Origin of the sequence: Nocardia sp. NPDC051911 (assembly GCF_040681035.1) — a bacterium.
GTDB lineage: Bacteria > Actinomycetota > Actinomycetes > Mycobacteriales > Mycobacteriaceae > Nocardia > Nocardia sichangensis.
The window spans coordinates 47054-64007 of record NZ_JBFAXY010000033.1 but is presented as its reverse complement, the minus strand read 5'-3'; the positions used below and the strand labels follow the sequence as shown (position 1 = coordinate 64007).

At 68.2% G+C, this 16954-nt stretch carries 16 protein-coding genes; 6 read left to right on the top strand and 10 right to left on the bottom strand.

The window, feature by feature from the left end:
• Positions 1-30: 30 nt before the first annotated feature.
• Positions 31-735 carry a response regulator transcription factor gene (locus tag AB0L97_RS31075; RefSeq protein ID WP_364436537.1) on the top strand — a complete coding sequence of 235 codons (705 nt, stop codon included), beginning with the start codon at positions 31-33 and terminating at the stop codon, positions 733-735.
• On the top strand, positions 713-2260 hold the full coding sequence (locus AB0L97_RS31070) for a HAMP domain-containing sensor histidine kinase (RefSeq protein WP_364436478.1): 1548 nt from the start codon (positions 713-715) through the stop codon (positions 2258-2260). Before AB0L97_RS31075 ends, AB0L97_RS31070 begins: the two co-directional genes overlap by 23 nt.
• Here the strand turns inward: AB0L97_RS31070 and AB0L97_RS31065 are convergent.
• The 5 genes from AB0L97_RS31065 to AB0L97_RS31045 form a co-directional block, all read right to left on the bottom strand.
• Positions 2257-2604: a DUF1330 domain-containing protein gene (locus tag AB0L97_RS31065; RefSeq protein WP_355081382.1), complete on the bottom strand. Its 348-nt coding sequence runs from the start codon at positions 2602-2604 to the stop codon at positions 2257-2259. The two genes, AB0L97_RS31070 and AB0L97_RS31065, sit on opposite strands and share 4 nt — an antisense overlap.
• Positions 2605-2734: 130 nt before the next feature.
• On the bottom strand, positions 2735-3544 hold the full coding sequence (locus AB0L97_RS31060) for an SGNH/GDSL hydrolase family protein (protein WP_364436474.1): 810 nt from the start codon (positions 3542-3544) through the stop codon (positions 2735-2737).
• Positions 3541-4677 (bottom strand): 2Fe-2S iron-sulfur cluster-binding protein, encoded by a 1137-nt coding sequence (locus AB0L97_RS31055; protein WP_364436471.1) that lies wholly within the window; start codon positions 4675-4677, stop codon positions 3541-3543. Before AB0L97_RS31055 ends, AB0L97_RS31060 begins: the two co-directional genes overlap by 4 nt.
• A 14-nt stretch (positions 4678-4691) precedes the next feature.
• Positions 4692-6179, bottom strand: coding sequence for an NAD(P)/FAD-dependent oxidoreductase (locus AB0L97_RS31050; RefSeq protein ID WP_364436468.1), 1488 nt, complete (start codon positions 6177-6179; stop codon positions 4692-4694).
• A complete protein-coding gene (locus tag AB0L97_RS31045; RefSeq protein ID WP_364436465.1) occupies positions 6176-6592 on the bottom strand; it encodes a nuclear transport factor 2 family protein in 417 nt (138 codons plus the stop codon). Before AB0L97_RS31045 ends, AB0L97_RS31050 begins: the two co-directional genes overlap by 4 nt.
• Before the next feature lie 122 nt (positions 6593-6714).
• Here AB0L97_RS31045 and AB0L97_RS31040 point away from each other — a divergent pair, with 122 nt between their 5' ends.
• Positions 6715-7278 (top strand): PadR family transcriptional regulator, encoded by a 564-nt coding sequence (locus tag AB0L97_RS31040; RefSeq protein ID WP_355080075.1) that lies wholly within the window; start codon positions 6715-6717, stop codon positions 7276-7278.
• 46 nt (positions 7279-7324) lie between these two features.
• On the opposite strand, the gene AB0L97_RS31035 is transcribed toward AB0L97_RS31040, so the two are convergent.
• From AB0L97_RS31035 to AB0L97_RS31025, 3 genes are all read right to left on the bottom strand, one after another.
• Entirely contained in the window at positions 7325-8809 is a 1485-nt protein-coding gene (locus tag AB0L97_RS31035) for a cytosine permease (RefSeq protein ID WP_364436461.1), read from the bottom strand.
• A 209-nt stretch (positions 8810-9018) separates the two neighbouring features.
• Positions 9019-9498 carry a hypothetical protein gene (locus AB0L97_RS31030; protein WP_364436458.1) on the bottom strand — a complete coding sequence of 160 codons (480 nt, stop codon included), beginning with the start codon at positions 9496-9498 and terminating at the stop codon, positions 9019-9021.
• Positions 9495-11945: a nitrate reductase gene (locus AB0L97_RS31025; RefSeq protein WP_364436534.1), complete on the bottom strand. Its 2451-nt coding sequence runs from the start codon at positions 11943-11945 to the stop codon at positions 9495-9497. Before AB0L97_RS31025 ends, AB0L97_RS31030 begins: the two co-directional genes overlap by 4 nt.
• Positions 11946-12014: 69 nt before the next feature.
• Between AB0L97_RS31025 and AB0L97_RS31020 the strand changes: the two genes are divergently transcribed.
• Positions 12015-12977: a cation transporter gene (locus AB0L97_RS31020; protein WP_364436455.1), complete on the top strand. Its 963-nt coding sequence runs from the start codon at positions 12015-12017 to the stop codon at positions 12975-12977.
• Between the two features lie 39 nt (positions 12978-13016).
• Here the strand turns inward: AB0L97_RS31020 and AB0L97_RS31015 are convergent, their stop codons facing one another.
• Entirely contained in the window at positions 13017-14246 is a 1230-nt protein-coding gene (locus tag AB0L97_RS31015; RefSeq protein WP_364436452.1) for a multidrug effflux MFS transporter, read from the bottom strand.
• Between the two features lie 51 nt (positions 14247-14297).
• Between AB0L97_RS31015 and AB0L97_RS31010 the strand changes: the two genes are divergently transcribed.
• Entirely contained in the window at positions 14298-14744 is a 447-nt protein-coding gene (locus tag AB0L97_RS31010) for a MarR family transcriptional regulator (protein WP_364436449.1), read from the top strand.
• 222 nt (positions 14745-14966) lie between these two features.
• Here the strand turns inward: AB0L97_RS31010 and AB0L97_RS31005 are convergent, their stop codons facing one another.
• Positions 14967-15452, bottom strand: a complete 486-nt coding sequence (locus AB0L97_RS31005) for a carboxymuconolactone decarboxylase family protein (protein ID WP_364436447.1) — start codon at positions 15450-15452, stop codon at positions 14967-14969.
• Between the two features lie 177 nt (positions 15453-15629).
• Between AB0L97_RS31005 and AB0L97_RS31000 the strand changes: the two genes are divergently transcribed.
• Positions 15630-16544, top strand: coding sequence for an RNA polymerase sigma-70 factor (locus AB0L97_RS31000; RefSeq protein ID WP_364436444.1), 915 nt, complete (start codon positions 15630-15632; stop codon positions 16542-16544).
• Positions 16545-16954: the final 410 nt, after the last annotated feature.

Below are 16954 nucleotides of genomic sequence, written 5' to 3'. Positions count from 1 at the left end.
ACCGGGAACGGGCCGGCCGAACGAATTGTCATGCGCCGCGCCGACGGCAGCCCGATCACCGTGCTCGTGGTCGACGACGAGCCCGTTCTGGCCGAGATGATGTCGATGGCGTTGCGCTACGAGGGATGGGAGGTCACTACCGCGGGTGACGGCCGGACCGCCGTCGCCAAGACCCGCGGGGCCCGCCCCGATGTGGTTGTGCTCGATGTGATGCTGCCGGACATGACCGGCCTGGAGGTGCTGGGCAAACTACGCGCACAATATCCGGACCTGCCGGTGCTCTTGCTGACCGCCAAGGACTCGGTCGAGGACCGCATCGCCGGGCTGACCGCGGGCGGCGACGACTACGTCACCAAGCCCTTCAGCATCGAGGAGGTGGTGCTGCGGCTGCGCTCGCTCCTGCGCCGAACCGGCGTCGCCACCGAGAACAGTGACGCGCAGCTGGTGGTCGGTGATCTCGTGCTGGACGAAGACAGTCACGAGGTCACCCGAGCGGGCGATGTGATCGTCTTGACCTCCACCGAGTTCGAATTGCTCCGGTTCTTCATGCGCAACCCGAAACGGGTACTGAGCAAGGCACAGATCTTGGATCGGGTGTGGAGTTACGACTTCGGCGGCCGGTCCAACATAGTCGAGCTGTATGTCTCCTACTTGCGGAAGAAGATCGATAGTGGACGCGCGCCGATGATCCACACCCTGCGCGGTGCCGGGTATGTCCTCAAGCCCGCAGGCTGAGGCGGCGCGCCGGGTGCTGATGCCACGGCGCTGGTCGCTGCGGGCACGGCTGTTGGTCGGGCAGGTGCTGTTACTGGTGATCGTGGTCGTCGGTATCGGCGCCGCGACCGAATTCGCGCTGCGCCAGTTCCTGGTACACCAACTCGACACCGAACTGATCGATGTGCAGAAGCGTTCGCTCGGCGAGGTCGGCGGTGGCCCGAGCCTGGGCCCCCGCCCCAGCGGTGAGCAGCCGCCGCCGCTGCCTCCACCCCCGCCACCGCCGCCGAACAACGGCCCGGGACCCGACTTCCTCAACCGGCGCGGTATCCAGCCCGACATGATCGGCGCCATCGTCCACGAAGGTAACGTCGCCAAGGCGGGCCGCAACGCGGCCGACGGCACTCAAGAAGCGTTGTCGCGGGCCGCGCAAGAGCAGCTCGCCGCGGTGGCGGCCAACGGGAAGCCGGTCGACGTCGATCTCCGCGGCCAAGGCCGGTATCGAGTGGTCGCGGACACCACCTGGTCGGGCGACATCGTCGTCACCGGCCTGCCGTTGACCGCCGTCGACGCGACGCTGTTGCGTGTTCTGTTGATCTTGGCGATCGTCACGGCGGTCGTCTCGATCGTCGCGACACTGGTCGGCATCTGGCTCATCCGGCACGCTCTCGCGCCGCTGGATCGGGTCGCGGCGACGGCCGCGCGGGTGGCCGGACTCGAACTGCGGCGCGGCGAGGTGGTAGTGCCCGTCCGGGTTCCGGTCGCGGACGCCGATCCGCGCACCGAGGTCGGACAGCTCGGCGCGGCGGTCAACCGGATGCTCGATCACATCACGGGTGCGTTGTCGGCACGCCACGACAGCGAGACCCGGGTCCGGCAATTCCTCGCCGACGCCAGCCACGAGCTGCGCACCCCGCTGGCCGCCATCCGCGGCTATGCCGAACTGGCGCAACGCAAACGAGCCGAGGTGCCCGGCGAGGCGGCCAATGCGATGGCCCGGGTGGAGTCCGAGTCCCGGCGGATGACGGGTCTGGTCGAGGACATGCTGCTGCTGGCCCGGCTGGATTCCGGGCGCGGGCTCGAACACGAACCGGTGGATCTGACCCAGCTCACGGTGGACGCGGTGAGCGACGCGCACATCGCGGGACCAGAACATCACTGGGATCTGGAGCTGCCCGACGAGCCGGTGGTGACCACCGGTGACGCGGCCCGGCTGCATCAGGTGCTGGCGAACCTGCTGACCAACGCGCGGGTCCACACCGGCCCTGGCACAACGGTGCTCACCTCGCTGGAATTCCACGGCGACGGAGGAGCCGTGCTGCGGGTGACCGACGACGGACCCGGAATCCCGGAAACCTTGCAGCCGACGGTGTTCCAGCGTTTCGCGCGCGGCGACTCGTCGCGCTCACGGCGGGCGGGCAGCACCGGCCTCGGTCTGGCGATCGTCGCGGCGGTCGTCAAGGCGCACGGCGGTGACATCTCGGTGGCCAGCGAACCCGGCCACACCGCATTCACCGTGCGTCTGCCCGGTGCGGGAAGCGGCTAGTCGGCGGACACGGCCTCCCGGATGGCTTTCACGGCGGCGGTCGGGGCGTAGCCGGGGGGGACACCTTCGACGAGGATGAGGTCACCCTCGATGTGCCGCGTGCGCAGCGGTGCGATCTCCCGGTACGCGGGCGAGTCCCACCACGCTCGCGCCTCGGCGATCCCGGGGAAGCCCAGCATCACCACGGCGCCGGGCCAGCTGCCTTCTTTCACCTCGTGCGGTGTCGCGTGCACGAGGTAGTGGCCGCCATACGGCTCGAGGGTCGACGAAAGACGTTCCATGTAGTCCGCGATCTCCGGGTGCGCGGCGGCGTCCTGCAGGTGAGCTATGGCGTAAGCGGTCATAGCGTGATCGTGGCATGGCGATCGACCACAGTCGATTACCTGCCGGGTAAGCGGCGCTCGTCTCGCGGGAGAGTGCTGGGGAACCGACGAGCGGCAATACGAGCCCGCACAGAGCGCCCCGACACCGTGGTCACGGCTGGAACCGTTCCGTGGGCGCGGCGGTCGCCGTGCGGCCGTGCACCGGGAGGAGGTGCGGGCGTTTGGCGGTACGTCCGTCGCCGGAGGAGCGTCCGGTGAGCCGCCTACCGAGCCAAGGACCTAGGAAGGTTGCGGCCCAACGTATTTCGCTCCTCACCGTCGCCATTCGGGTGTCGGCGGGCAGCGGCGGCGTCAAGGGCGCGGCCCAGCTTTCGTCGGCGCCGGGTAGACCCAAGGCGTGTGCGAGAGCGTCGGCGATGCGCTGATGTCCGAGCGAGTTGGCGTGTAGCCGGTCGGTGCTCCACAGGCGGGGATCGGTGACGGCGGCGTGGTGGGCGGTTTCGGCGAGGACGACGCCGTGCCGTGCCGCCGAGGCGCGGATGCGCTGGTTGAGCGCGGTGACGCGACCGCCGAGCGGGCGCGCGAGCGGGGTGATGCGCGCGAGGTCGGGGAAGGTCAACGTCGCCACGACCGCGCCGTTGGCGGTGAGGGCGGCGAACATCGCGTCCAAGTGTCCGGCGACCTCGTCGGCGTCGAAATTCGGCCGCAGCAGGTCGTTGACTCCGGCGACCACGGTCGCGAGGTCCGGTCGCAGCGCCAGGGCGGCATCGAGTTGCTCGGCGCGGATCTGCCGGGCGAGTTTGCCCCGAACCGCGAGATTGGCGTAGAGCAGGCCGGGATCGGCCTGCGCCAGGCGTTCGGCGAGCCGGTCGGCCAGGCCGCGCAATCCGGTCCGGTCGTCGCCGTCGCCGACGCCCTCGGTCTGACTGTCGCCGAGCGCGACATAGGTTCGGTAGGTCACAAGCCCAGCTCCACATCGGTGATCGGGTAGGCCACACACGAATGGGTGTAATCGAATCGAGCGTCGGAGAGCCGGAGTTTCGCCTCCTCGGCGTTGTGCACCTCACCCTTCAGAATCCGCACCCGGCACAGGCTGCATTCGCCGGAACGGCAGGCGGCCTCGGGACGAATACCGTTGTCTTCCAGAGCGTTTAGAAGTGGACGGTTGCGCGGGGTGCGGAAGGAGGTGTTGCCGACGGTGACGGTGACCTCCTGCGCCGGATCGATACCGGCGGGCCAGTGCGATTGGGCGGTGGGATCGCTGGGCGCGCCGTTGGCCTCGAAACGGATGCGTTTGCGCGGGTGGCCCAGCGCGGTGAGCTGCCCGAGGGCGTAGGGGTACAGCGCCTGCGGGCCGCACACGTAGACCATACGGCCGTCGAGTTCGCCCACCAGCCGGTCGATGGTTTCCGCGGTGAGGAAGCCGGTGGCTCCGGTCCAGCCGGCGGCGGGTTCGGCGATGACATGGTCCACGTCGATGCCGGGGTGGGTGGCGGCGATCTCGTCCAGTTCCGCGCCGAAGATGATGTCGGAGGCGTCGCGGGAGCCGTAGATCAGGTGGAAGGCGCGATCGAGACCCAGATCGGCGATCTCACGAATCATGCTCATGGCCGGAGCCACGCCCGAACCGCCCGCGAGAAACACCACGTCGTTGCCGTGAAAAAGCGGGTTGTGGTGGAAGGTGCCCATCGGGCCGGTGGTGGTGAGCACCTGCCCGATCTCGGCGGTGTCGACGAGCAGGTTGCTGACGCGTCCGCCGGGGACACGGCGGACGGTGAGGTCGTAGTGGGTCAGCCGGGACGGGCTGGAGGAGATCGCGAACGGGCGGCTGGTGCCGTCGATGAAGACGTTCACGTACTGGCCCGCCAGGAAGGGCGGCAGCTCGAACCGGTCGGCGCGCTCGAGTCGCAAGGTCTTGGCGGTGGCGGTCTCCTCGATGATCGCGGTGACCACCAACCGCAGCCGCTTGGGGTGGTAGGCGTCGATGGTTGCGCGTGTTTCTGCGGAGTAGTCGCGCGTATCGGGGACGCGGGCATCGATCTCGGCGAGGATCTCCGCCGCCCCGTCGAACCGTTCTGCGAGTGGGTGCTTCACGTAGTGTCCTCCGATCAGGCGGCTTTGGAGCGCAGGAGACGGCGGGCGACGCGCGCACCGGCCTCCAGGGTGGGCTGGAATCCGCCGATCCCGGCCCAGGAGCCGGCCAGATGGAGTCCGGGAACATGGGTTCGGCGTTCGCTGTCGCGGAACAGCCAGCCTTCGGTGGCGTCCTGGTCGTAGCCGTAGATCGCGCCGCCCGGATGCCCCAGGTAGCGCATCATGGTCAACGGTGTCGCGACGTCGACCTCTTCGATGGCGTCGCGGATGCCGGGGGTGACGGTTTCGCACAGGTCGAGCAGGGTTTCGGCGTAGGCGAACTTGGTGCGCGCGTACTCCGATGCGGCGATGTTCTTCCAGATGTCGGCGTACTGCAACGTCATCAGGCTGACGTGCGTGGCGCCGGCGGGCGCGAATCCGATCGGCGCGACATCGTAGGAGCTGACGCAGATGCCCCGCGCGGGCTCGAACGATTTCCACGCCCGGTAGGTGCGGTCGTCGTCGGCGTCCATGTTGACGAACGTCGTGCTGGTGGTGAAACCCAATTCGGCCGGAGTCGCGTCCAGACCCATGTGCAGCACGAAGCCGGAGACACCGATTCGCCTGGTGGCCAGATCGTTGCGCACCTCGGCGGGCACGTCGATGCCTTCGAGCATGCCGTAGGTGGTCGGCAGCGACGCGTTGGAGATGACGTCGGCAGCGGTGACCTCCGAACCGTCTTCCAGCCGCACACCCAGAACCCGGCCGGATTCGGTGAGAACGGCCTCGACGCCGGTGTTGAACCGCACTTCGCCCCCCGCGGCGAGGAAGGCGTCGAGGATGGCGGTGGACATCGCCTGCGACCCACCGCGCACATGCCAGGGCTTGAACTCGAAGTAGGCGAACAGTGTCAGCGCCAGATCCTGGAATCGCAGTCTCGACGGCGGCTGCCCGAGATAGGTCCAGTACATGCCAAGCGCGACCTTGATGCGGTCGTCATCGAAGAACTCGTCGAGCACGTCCTTCAACGGCCGCAATCCGTACTCGAACAGCACCGGGTCGATCTGCTCGACCGGCATCCTCCGCATGGCGGCGATCTGCCAAAAGCTCACCTGCCGGATCAGGTCGAAGAATTTCGCGGCCCGGTCGCGGTTGCCGGGGAACTCGGCCTCGATGGCGGCGACCGCGCCGTCCCAGTCCGCGGGCAAGGTGAGATCCAGCCGGCCGGGAATCACGGCACGATAGAGGTCGTGTTCTTGCACGAACTCCAGCTTGTCGGCGATGCCGAGTTGCTGGAACAGCCCTTCTCGCAACGACATCGGCTGACCATCGATGCCAACGCCGGACAGCTGGTGCAACGCGACCTCGAACTCGAAACGTCCACGGCGGAAGGATGTTCCGCAGCCCCCGGGAATATTGTGCCGCTCGAGCAGGAGGGTTCGCGCGCCCGCGCGCTGGAGGGTCGCGGCGGCGGTCAGCCCGGCATTGCCCGCGCCGATGACGATGGCGTCGTAGTCGCTCACGCTCCGGCGGCTTCCCGCTCGAGCTGCGCGGCGGCCTCGGCCTTGATCCGCTCGAACTGCTCACCCATACGCGCCGCGAGGGCCTGTGCCGCCGAGAGCGGACGCACCATGACCATGAAGTCGTCGATCTTGCCGTCCTCGTCAAAGTGCAGGAAGTCGCAGCCGGTCAGCCGCTTGCCGTCGACGGTGGCCTCGAACACGAACGCGTGATCACGACCGTCCGCGTCGGCGATCTCGCGCACATAGCGGAAATCTCCGAACACGCGGATCACCGCGCGCAGGATGGCCGCGGTGATCGCCTTGCCCGGGTACGGCTGGAATGCCACCGGACTGGTGAACACCACGTTGTCGGCCAGCAGCGCCTCGATGGCGGCCTCGTCACGAGCTTCCACGGCTACGCGGAAGGGGTGCATCTCCCACCTCCTATACTCAAGAAATTTAATAGGTAACTTGAACCGTATCCAGGTCGAGTCGACCTGTCCATAGCTCGAAGGACAGATATTTGATTAATCTTCTCGAGTGGTAGCCTGAGCCGATGGCGCTACGTAACGCGGTGCTGGCCGCCCTGCTGGAGGGCGAGGCTTCCGGCTACGACCTGGCCAAGAGCTTCGACGCCTCGGTGGCCAACTTCTGGATGGCCACGCCCCAGCAGCTGTACAAGGAGCTGGAGCGGATGGCGGCCGATGGCCTCATCGAGACCCGGGTCGTGCAGCAGGAACGCAGGCCCAACAAGCGCCTGCACGCCATCACCCCCGCCGGGCGCGCGGCTCTCCACGAATTCGTCGAGAAGCCGGCCAAGCCCACCGCCATCCGCGACGAGATGATGGTGAAGGTGCAGGGCATGGACGTCGAGGACGCCCCCGCCGTGCGTGCCGCGGTAGCGGACAAGCTGGAGTGGTCCAAGTCGAAACTGGCCCGCTACGAACGCCTGCGTTCCCGGTTGCTGGACGGCCGCAGCGAGCAGGCGTACCTGGCCGAGGCCGAGCGGGTCGGCCCCTATCTCACACTGCTGCGCGGAATCTCCTTCGAGCAGGAGAACATCCGATGGGGAGAGTTCACGCTGTCGGTGATCGATCGGCGGATCGCCGCGCACGTGTGACCGTCGCGGCGAAAAGCCCGCACCACCAGTCGATACGGCGTTCTTTCTACACCGGGACTCGATCCGGTTCCGGTTCGCGGTCCTCGACCCGCTCGGTCGCGCTCGCCTGCGCGAGCGGACTTACCCGATGCAGCGCCGCGTATCCCACGCTCGCCGAGACCAGCGCGACGAATACCCCTAGGTTGCTGCTGCCCAGGCCACCCGCGCGGGCGGCAGGCGTGAACAGGTAGCCGAGCAGCGGGCCGACATGCGGATCGGGCGAGGTGACCAAGCCGAGCCCGGCGATGGTCGCGACGATCAGACAGCCGACTCCGACGCGGTTCACCTTGCCGTAGCCGCCGACCGGGCTGTACAGGGCCGTCCGGTCGTAGCCGACGCGGCGACGCTGCCACAGGTCGACCACGAAGATTCCGGTCCATGCGGCCATCACCACACCGGTGGTGGTCAGGAACGCCTGGAACGGAGCGAAGAACCCGGGGGCCGCGAATGCCACATAGCCGCCGGCAGCGGCGATCAGGGCCGCGTCGATCAGAACGGTGTAGTGCCGGGATATCCGGACGCCCAACGTCTGCAGCGCGAGCCCGGAGGAGTAGAGGCCGATGATGGAGCCCGACACGAAGCCCACCAGCGCCAGGATCAGGTAGGGCACCAGAAACCAGGTGGGCAAGTGGGCCGACAGCGCGCTGATCGGATCGGTGGCCGCCGTCGCCGCGATGTCCGGATCCCCCGCCGCGAGCACCGTGCCGAGTCCCATCAGAACGAGGGCGGGAGCGGTGCCACCGAACGTGATCCAGCCGACCAGCGCGCGTTTGCCTGCGGTGCGGGGCAGGTAGCGGGTGTAGTCGGCCGCGCAGTTGACCCAGCTCAAGCCCAGCGTGTTGGCGACCAGCATCACCCCGCCCACGAACGCGCCCACGCTGACCTGTCCGTGCGTCGCGAACGAGATCCTGGGCAGCGTCAGCACTACATAGACCACCGACAGCGCGGTGAATGCGAGGGCGAACCACTTCTGGATCCGCAGGATCACGTGACAGCCGTAGATTCCGATCACCGTGGTCACCACGATGACAGTGACGAGAGTGACGACCATGAGCGGTGCGGTGTCCATATCCGGGTCGAGCCGGTGTGCCACCGTGCGGGCCGCGAGGGTCGCCAGCACCGCCGAGAAGGTCTCCCATCCGACCAACGCCAGGTAGCTCAGCAGTGCCGGAATCTTGTTGCCGTGGAACCCGAACGCGGCGCGGCCGGCCACCATGGTCGCCGCTCCCCCTTGCTGCCCGGCCAGCGACACCAAGCCGAGCAGCAGGAAGGAGAGCACCGCGCCCACCGCCGCGGCCAGCGCCGCCACATGCCAGTCCAGGCCGAGCGCGGTGACGTACGGACCGAACGACACCAGGACCACATTGCAGCTGGTGCCCGCCCACGGCCAGAACAAGGCGCGTGGCTTGCCTCGACGTTCCTCGTCCGCGACCCATTCGGCGCCCTTGCGCTCGACGGACCAGTCCGACGGTTCTGCTGAACTCCCGACCATGTCGAATCCCATCGTCGAGGTGGGAGGAACCGCCGACCCAGTCTCACCACCGTGCACCTATATAACGTGCCGTTATGTGTTGGCCCATTATAAGTGCGAGAACGCCGATGGGGAACCAAAGTTGATAGCACAACCAAAACCGCAGCGCGGTGGCTTCACGGCGTTGGAAGCTCCCGTGGACTGGTGACAGATGAGCGGCCGTGCGGTCGTCAGCTCACTAATGCCTGCGGCGACAGTGTCTTCAGCATCCCGTTCGCCCAGCGCAGTTGCCGCAGCGTTTGCGGGTGGCAGCGCTGACAGAGGTCGACCAATTCGAGGTCCTGTGCCGCTTGGGCTCCTTGGGCCAGCAGTTCCCAGTCGAGGGACACGCCCGCCGCGACGCGGTGCAGACGGCGCAGATCGGCGAGCAGAAGCAGGGCCGGTTCCGGCCGACGGCCCAACCGGGCGCTCAGACGTTCTTGCAGACCCGCGCCGAGGGCGTCGGTGCGGGGCTCGGGGCGCAGCTTCAGCCCGTATCGGCGGCTCGCGTCGGCAAGGTCGGCGATGTGGTCGAGGGACCAGCTCCGAATGTCCAACGCCACGTGCCGGATTTCGTGTTCGGTGACGTGGCGTGCGGAGATCGCGGACAACTCCCGGGCGAGTTTGCGCTCGGATCGGTGCAATTCGCGCAGCGCGATGCGGAGTTTCATCGGTTCGGGACCTCGAGCAGTTCTTCGTCGTCGAGTGCCGCGGTCCCGCCCACGGTGGCGGCGATCCCGGACGTGATCGGCGCGGACGCGGTGGTGGTGGGGGCAGGCGCCGGATGCCCGTCGGCGCCCGCGAGCCGTTCGAGCTCGGCGGCGGCGGTCTTGAAGATCGGCTGTTTGGAGGCGGGATCCCAGTCGGTGATGGTCATTTCGTTGGCTGCCCGCTCGTGCTCGTGCGCACCTGCGGGATCATCCCAGTAGCCGTAGTGGAACGGCACGAACAGCACGCCGGTGCGAATGCCGGTGATTCGCGCCCGTGCCCGGATCGCGCCGCGTGGCGAGGAGATCCGCACCATATCGCCTTCGGCCACGCCGAGTTTCGTCGCGTCCTCGGTAGACAGTTCCACCCACACCTGCGGGGCGGCCGCCTGCAACTGCGGCGCACGCGCCGTCTTGGTGCGAGTGTGGAAGTGGTAGAGGGTGCGGCCGGTGATCAGGGCGAAGGGATAGTCGTCGCCGGGCTGCTCGTGCGGCGGCACATAGCGGGCGGCCTTGATGATCGCCTTGCCATCGGGATTGAGTGCGCGATACTCGGTCGGTTCCACCGGCGTTCCCGTGACCAGGTCCTTGCCGTAGCTTTCGCAGTACTGCGGGGAAGCGAAGAACTCGCCGTTTTCATACTGTCGCTCGGCCCCGTCGGGATGCTCGTCGTTGCAGGGCCATTGGATGCCGCTGCCGCCACGCAGGCGTTCGTAGGTGATCCCGGTGTAGTCACAAGGCCGCCCGGCACTGCACTTCTTCCAAGCCTCGAACGCCGATTCCGGGTCGCGCCACGGCGGCAATGGGTCGCCGTCTTTGTCCCGGAAGTCCATGCGCCGGGCGTAGTCGAGGAAGATGTCCAGGTCCGCTCGCGCCTGACCGGGTGGGTCGATCGCTTTGTCGGAGATGTGCACGGTCCGATCGGCATTGGTGAAGGTCCCGGTCTTCTCGCCCCAGGTCGCCGCGGGAAGGACGACGTCGGCGAGTTCGGCGGTTTCGGTGCGGAACAGATCCTGCACCACCAGAAACAGTCTCTCCTGAGCGAGAATGGACCGGATGCGACCCAATTGCGGCAGTGACACCGCCGGATTGGTGGCGCTGATCCACAGCATTCGAATCGTGCCCTGCTCCGCGTAGCGGAAGATCTGCATCGCGTGCGTCGGGGGCGCGTAGTGCGGAATCCGGTGCGTCTCGATATTCCACAACTTCGCCAATTCGGCGACGTGCTCGTCGTTGGCCCAATTGCGGAAACCGGCCAAGTCGCCGTCCGCCCCGCACTCCCGGGTGTTCTCGGCGGTGGGTTGGCCGTTCATCTGCAATATCCCGCACCCCGGCTTGCCGAGCATCCCGCGCAGGATGTGAATGTTGTTGACCTGCACCGCAGCCGCCGTCGCCTGGTGGGATTGGTAGAAGCCCTGCAACACGGTCGACAGCAGTCGTCGCGCGGTGCCCAGCAACTCGGCCGCCCTGCGCACGTCCGCGGCGGCGACGCCGCAGATCTCGGCCACCCGCTCCGGGGTGTAGTCGGCCACCGCCGAGGCCAATTCGTCGAATCCGACGGCGTGGGCGTCGATGTAGTCGCGGTCGATCCAGTCGTGCTCGATGATCTCGCGCAGCAATCCGTTCATCAGCGCGACATTCGTTCCCGGCAGCGGAGCCAGATGCACGGTCGCGGCCTTGGCTACGGGTGTCGGGCGCGGATCGACGCACAGCAACGCCGGGGGTTGCGCTCCGGCCAGGCGGTCGAGCATGCGCGTCCACAGGACGGTCTGGGTTTCGGCGACGTTGTGTCCGAACAACGCGATGACGTCGGCGTGGTCGACATCGGTGTAGCTGCCGGGCTGGCCGTCACTGGCGAACGACTCTTTGAGTGCCTGGGCCGCGGTGGCGGTGCACAACCGCGTGTTGCCGTCGAGATGGTTGGTGCCGATCGCCCCGTGCGCGATCACACCGAGGGTGTAGTACTCCTCCAGGAACAGCTGCCCGCTGGTGTAGAAACCCAGCGCACTGGGCCCCTGCTCGGCGAGCAGCTCCTTGCTGCGCCGGACGACGCGGTTCATCGCCGTGTCCCAGTCGGTCTCGACCAAGCGCCCGCCGACACGGATCAGCGGCCTGGTCAGCCGGTCGGGTGACGCGTTCGCCTGCCATCCGAACAGGTCTTTCGGGCCGAGCCGACCGTGATTGACCCGGTCTCCCGCGCGTCCACGGACCCCGACGATGCCGCCGTCCTTGACGGCGATGTCCAGCGCATCACCGTTGCTGTGCAGGATCGACGCCGACTGTACCCACTCGTCGACGTCCTGCTCCCGGACTCCGTCCGCCAGATGCATGTCCACGCGGGCGGGCCACGGCTTTCCCGGTTCGTACGGCGTCCGGTGGCCCCAGGGTTCGGCTATACGGTCGTGCCTGATCACGACCCGCGCATACCCCACGCATGGTGCGGCAAACAGAGTCGGCGGGGTCGTGCCACACTGGCGTAGATGGAGCGAGCGAACGCTTTCCACGACGAGAGATCCGCACCCACCGCCGGTGGGGAGAGCACTCGCACGGTGCTCGTCGCCTTCGGCGCGAACGTCGCGGTGGCGGTGGCCAAAACGGTCGCCGCGACGCTGTCCGGCTCGGCGTCCATGGTCGCCGAAGCCGCACATTCCTGGGCGGACACCGGCAACCAGATCTTCCTGCTCGTAGCCAACCGTCGAAGCGCTCGCACCGCGGACGCGAAACGACCCCTCGGGTACGGACGCGAGGCATATGTCTGGTCGTTGCTGGCGGCGGTGGGACTGTTCGTCGCGGGCGCCGCGGTGTCGGTGTGGCACGGGATCACCGAACTGCTGCACGAAGGTCGAGGTGGACAGGATTACGCGATCGCCTACCTCGTACTCGGAATCGCCTTCGTCTTGGAGGGAACCTCGTGGCTACAGGCCACGCGGCAACTCGGCGGCGAGGCGGAGAGCTTCGATCAAGACATCCTCGAGTACGTACTGAAGACCTCCGATCCGACGTTGCGCGCGGTTTTCGCGGAGGACAGCGCCGCACTGATCGGCATCGTCATCGCCTTCGCGGGAATGGGGCTGCACCAGCTCACCGGCGTGGCGGCCTGGGACGCACTCGGATCGGTGCTCGTCGGCGTGCTGCTCGGGGTGATCGCCGTAGTGCTCATCGACCGTAACCGGCGCTTCCTGACCGGTGAGCCCGCCTCGCCCGAACTCCGCGCCGCCGCGGCGGCCCGCATCGAGGAGATGCCCGAAGTGGCCTCGGTGCGCTTCGTGCGCCTGGAATACGTCGGCCCTCGGCAGGTCTTCCTCGTCGCGAGCGTCGACCTGGTCGGCGACCCGGCCGAGTCGAGCATCGCCCTCACGCTGCGCGCGCTCGAGCGCGAACTCGAACGCAACCCGCATATCGCCGACGCGGTCCTCACGATCGCCGCTCCCGAGAACGACTGAAGCCGAACCTGCCGCGCCCGCTCCTCTGGGAGCGGCGGATCATACGGCGACGGTGTCGGTTTCGCGTCGCACCGCCATGACCGGACCCGAGCCACGGACGAGTAGCCGGGCGGCGAGCGCGAGCACGGCACTGATCACGATGGTGACCGCCATCGGGATTCCGGTCGCGGTGCCGCCGAGCCCGACCAGCGGGGACACCAGGGCGCCGAGCAGGAACTGGAGCGCGCCCAACAAGGCCGAGGCGCTGCCCGCGGCATGCGGGGCCCGGCCGACGGCCAGCGCGCTCGCCGTGCCGAGAATCGTCGTGAACGAGCTGACCAGGACGAACAGCACCGGCAGGATCAGCGCCGCCGAGGCGCCCGCGGCGAACAGAACCAGCAGCGCGACGCACAGGACCAGGATCACGCCCTGCCCGGCCGACAGGATCGACTGCGGGCGGAAACGCTTGGTCAGCCGCGAGCTGAGCACGCCGACGGCCATCATGCCCAGCGCGTTGACGGCGAAGACCACCGTGTACTCGGCGGTCGACAGCCCGAGCACGTTCTCGATCACGAACGGGGACGCCGAGATATAGCCCATCAACCCGGCGAAGCCGAGCGCGAACACGAGGGTGTACCCGAGGTAGCCGCGATCGGCCACCAGGGTCCGCACCACGCGGCCGGTGGTGGCGAGCCCGCCGACGTGGCGGTGGTCGGCGGGCAGCGATTCCGGCACCACGAGCAGGGCGCCGCAGAACATCGCCAGGAAGATCGCGCTCAGGACCCAGAACTCGCTGCGCCAGCCGACCGGAACCAGCGCACCGCCCAGCAGGGGCGCGACCACCGGCGCGATGCCTCCGATGCTGGCGAACAGCGTGAAGATCCGCGCGGCCGCCGCGCCGCTCACGCGGTCGGCCGCCACTGCGCGGCCGATCACGATCCCGGCCGCGCCCGAAAACCCTTGTGCGAAGCGCAGCACGACCAGCAGCCAGATGTTCGGCGCCAGCGCGCACAGCACCGTCATGACGGTCGCGGTCGCCGTGGCCAGCAACAGCGGCCGCCGCCGCCCGAACCGGTCGGACAGCGGCCCGATGACGAGCTGCCCCAGCGCCAACCCGATCAGGAAGGTCGTCAGTGTCAGTTGCACGCTCGACGCGCCGGTGTGCAGGTCGGCGGCCAACCCGGTGAACGACGGCAGATACATGTCGGTCGCGAACGGCGCCACCGCCGACAGCAGCCCCAGCACCACCAGCAGCGGTCCCGAGACCCCCGATGCGGTCGATTTCAGCACGACGACACCTCCAGATACTTATTTATGCATAAGTAATTTATCATGGAGGGTATGGGCCGTGAATCCGATCTGCGCGAGCTCGACGCCGCACTGCGAGAGCTCTCGCGCGCCGTACATCGCGCGGCCGAGCGCTTGACCCGGATGGAGCCGCTCACCCAGGCACAGGCCGAAGTACTCCGGGTGATCGTGCACGAGCCGGGTACCGTTCCCGGGCACCTGGCCGTGGTGACCGGCATGCGACCCAGCAACGTCAGCACCGTGCTGCGCCACCTGACCGAACTGGGACTGATCGAACGCGAGACCGACCCCGCCGACCGCCGCAGCAGCCGGATCCTGCCCACCCGCAAGGCGATCGAGAATGCCGCTCGCATCGACGCGGCGCGCACCCGCCTGGTTCTCGACGCGCTGGCCACCGTCGACGAGACCGAGGTCGGCAGATTGCTGGCCGCGGTCCCCGCCCTGCGCAGCCTGGCGCACGCCCTGCACGACCGTGGCTGACCACCTGCCGAACGATCAGCGCTGCGCCGGACCCGCCGTCCGAAGTGAGCGGCGATGCCGATCGGTCGTCGTCGTGGACCATGGCCGAGTAGCGAATTCGCCTGGCAACGATGAGATCTCGACATGGCCCTGATCGAGCGCGGTGGCGGTCACCACGCGCGAGGCCGGATGGGGACCGCCACTCCGGTGACTCCTGCCGGAGGCTCGGATCGCACCCGCCGATCAGTTCGTGATGGCGTCGAACATGCCGGGCTGATAGGAACCTCCCGGCATGCGCGTGATCACGCCGAGCCGGTTGGAAGCGTTGATCATGGCGACCAGGTAGACCAGCGCGGCGATCTGGTCGTCGTCGTAGTGCTCGCGCACCTCGGCCCAGGTCTCGTCGGAGACGCCTCGGTAGGCGTCGGCGAGCCGGGTACCCTCCTCGGCCAGCGCCAGCGCGGCCCGTTCGGCCTCGGTGAACACGCTGGACTCACGCCAGGCGGCGACCAGGTTGATGCGGACCGCGGCTTCACCGGCGGCCGCCAGGTCCTTGGTGTGCACGTCGGTGCACCAACCGCAGCCGTTGATCTGGCTTGCGCGCAGCTCCATCAGCTCCATCGTGGCCTTCGGCACCGTCGACTGCAGGATCGCCAGGCTGGTGTTCGCGAACCGCTTGCCGATCTTGGCGCCGATCTCGCTGTCGTTGAGATTGATACGGGGTCCCATGACGTGGTCCTCACTCGTGATGTCGTGTGCTGTGCACTGAACGAACACCAGACGTCGGCTGCCCGAGCCTCGTAACAGCGCACCGAAGTGACCTGCGCCACTGCGTATCGGTGTTACAAGACGGCAGGGACAGGCGTCTGATGGGTGACACAGCCGAGAGGGAACAGGAGCCACTTCATGGCCGACACATCGCAGAAGACGCCGGGCGATCACCACCCCGCCCCGGCTACCGCGGCGTTCGTCACCCACCGGAATCTGCTGTTCACCGTCGCCTACGAGATGCTCGGCTCGGCCGCCGACGCCGAGGACGTGCTGCAGGAGACCTGGCTGCGGTGGGCGGGCGTCGACCTCGGCACCGTCCAGGATCAGCGCGCGTACCTGGTGCGGATCGTCACCCGCCAGTCGCTCGACCGGTTGCGGACACTGGGGCGGCGCAAGGAGTCCTACGTCGGCCCGTGGTTGCCCGAGCCGCTGCTCACCGCGCCCGACGTGGCCGAGGACGTCGAGCTCGCCGACAGCGTGTCGATGGCCATGCTGCTCGTGCTGGAGACGTTGACGCCGATCGAGCGAGCGGTCTTCGTACTGCGCGAGGTATTCGATCTGAGCTACGACGAGATCGGCGAAGCCGTCGACAAGAGCCCCGGCGCGGTCCGCCAGCTCGCGTACCGGGCCCGTGCGCACGTCGCGGCACGCCGACCGCGCGGAGTCGTTTCGCCCGCCGAGACCCGTAGCGCCCTCGAGGCGTTCCAGCGAGCGACCGAAACGGGCGATCTGCAGCATCTGCTCGACATCCTCGCGCCGGACGTCGTCCTGCTCGGTGACGGCGGCGGCGTCGTGCAGGCCACCCTCGCGCCCGTCCTCGGAGCCGACAGCGTGGCCAGGATACTGGCGGCCGGGCTGGGCAGGCTCGCCGCGGTGTCGAGGCAGCCCGCGCAGGTCAACGGATATCCGGCGCTGATCTTGCGGCGTGACGGCGAGATCGACACCGTCTTGGCGCTTCGCATCGACGACGGCCTCGTCACCGGCCTCTACGCCGTGCGCAATCCCGAGAAGCTGTCCCGCATGGAGCGCGAGACGGCGCTGTGCCGCTGACGAAGGAGAGGGTCCGGCATCGGCGCCCCGGCGTTGTAGACGGCGTCGAGGACGGGATCGTTCCACACGCCACCGGAGAGCACGGCCCCGTCGCCGGGCACGATCCGGAGCGAGGAGCCGCTGCGCTCGGCTCCCTCGAACAACCCGAGCGCTGGTAAGACTCTCGGACCCACGGAGAGCCCACTGCCACGAATGCCGCGGACAGCACCGCCCAGCGCGCCGGCAGCAACGGCAGCGCGGGCACACCGTCCTCCACCACTGCCACGCCCGGCTCGGCCCTGGCCGCCGTGTCGGCGGGCCGCGATTGCCGATCGGCATGCCCGATACGGGCGGCCAGCCACAGCGACAGCCGGTCTCGCGGAAAGACTTCGAGGTCCGCTCGATAGATCTCGGGTGGGGAGAGGTGGTTG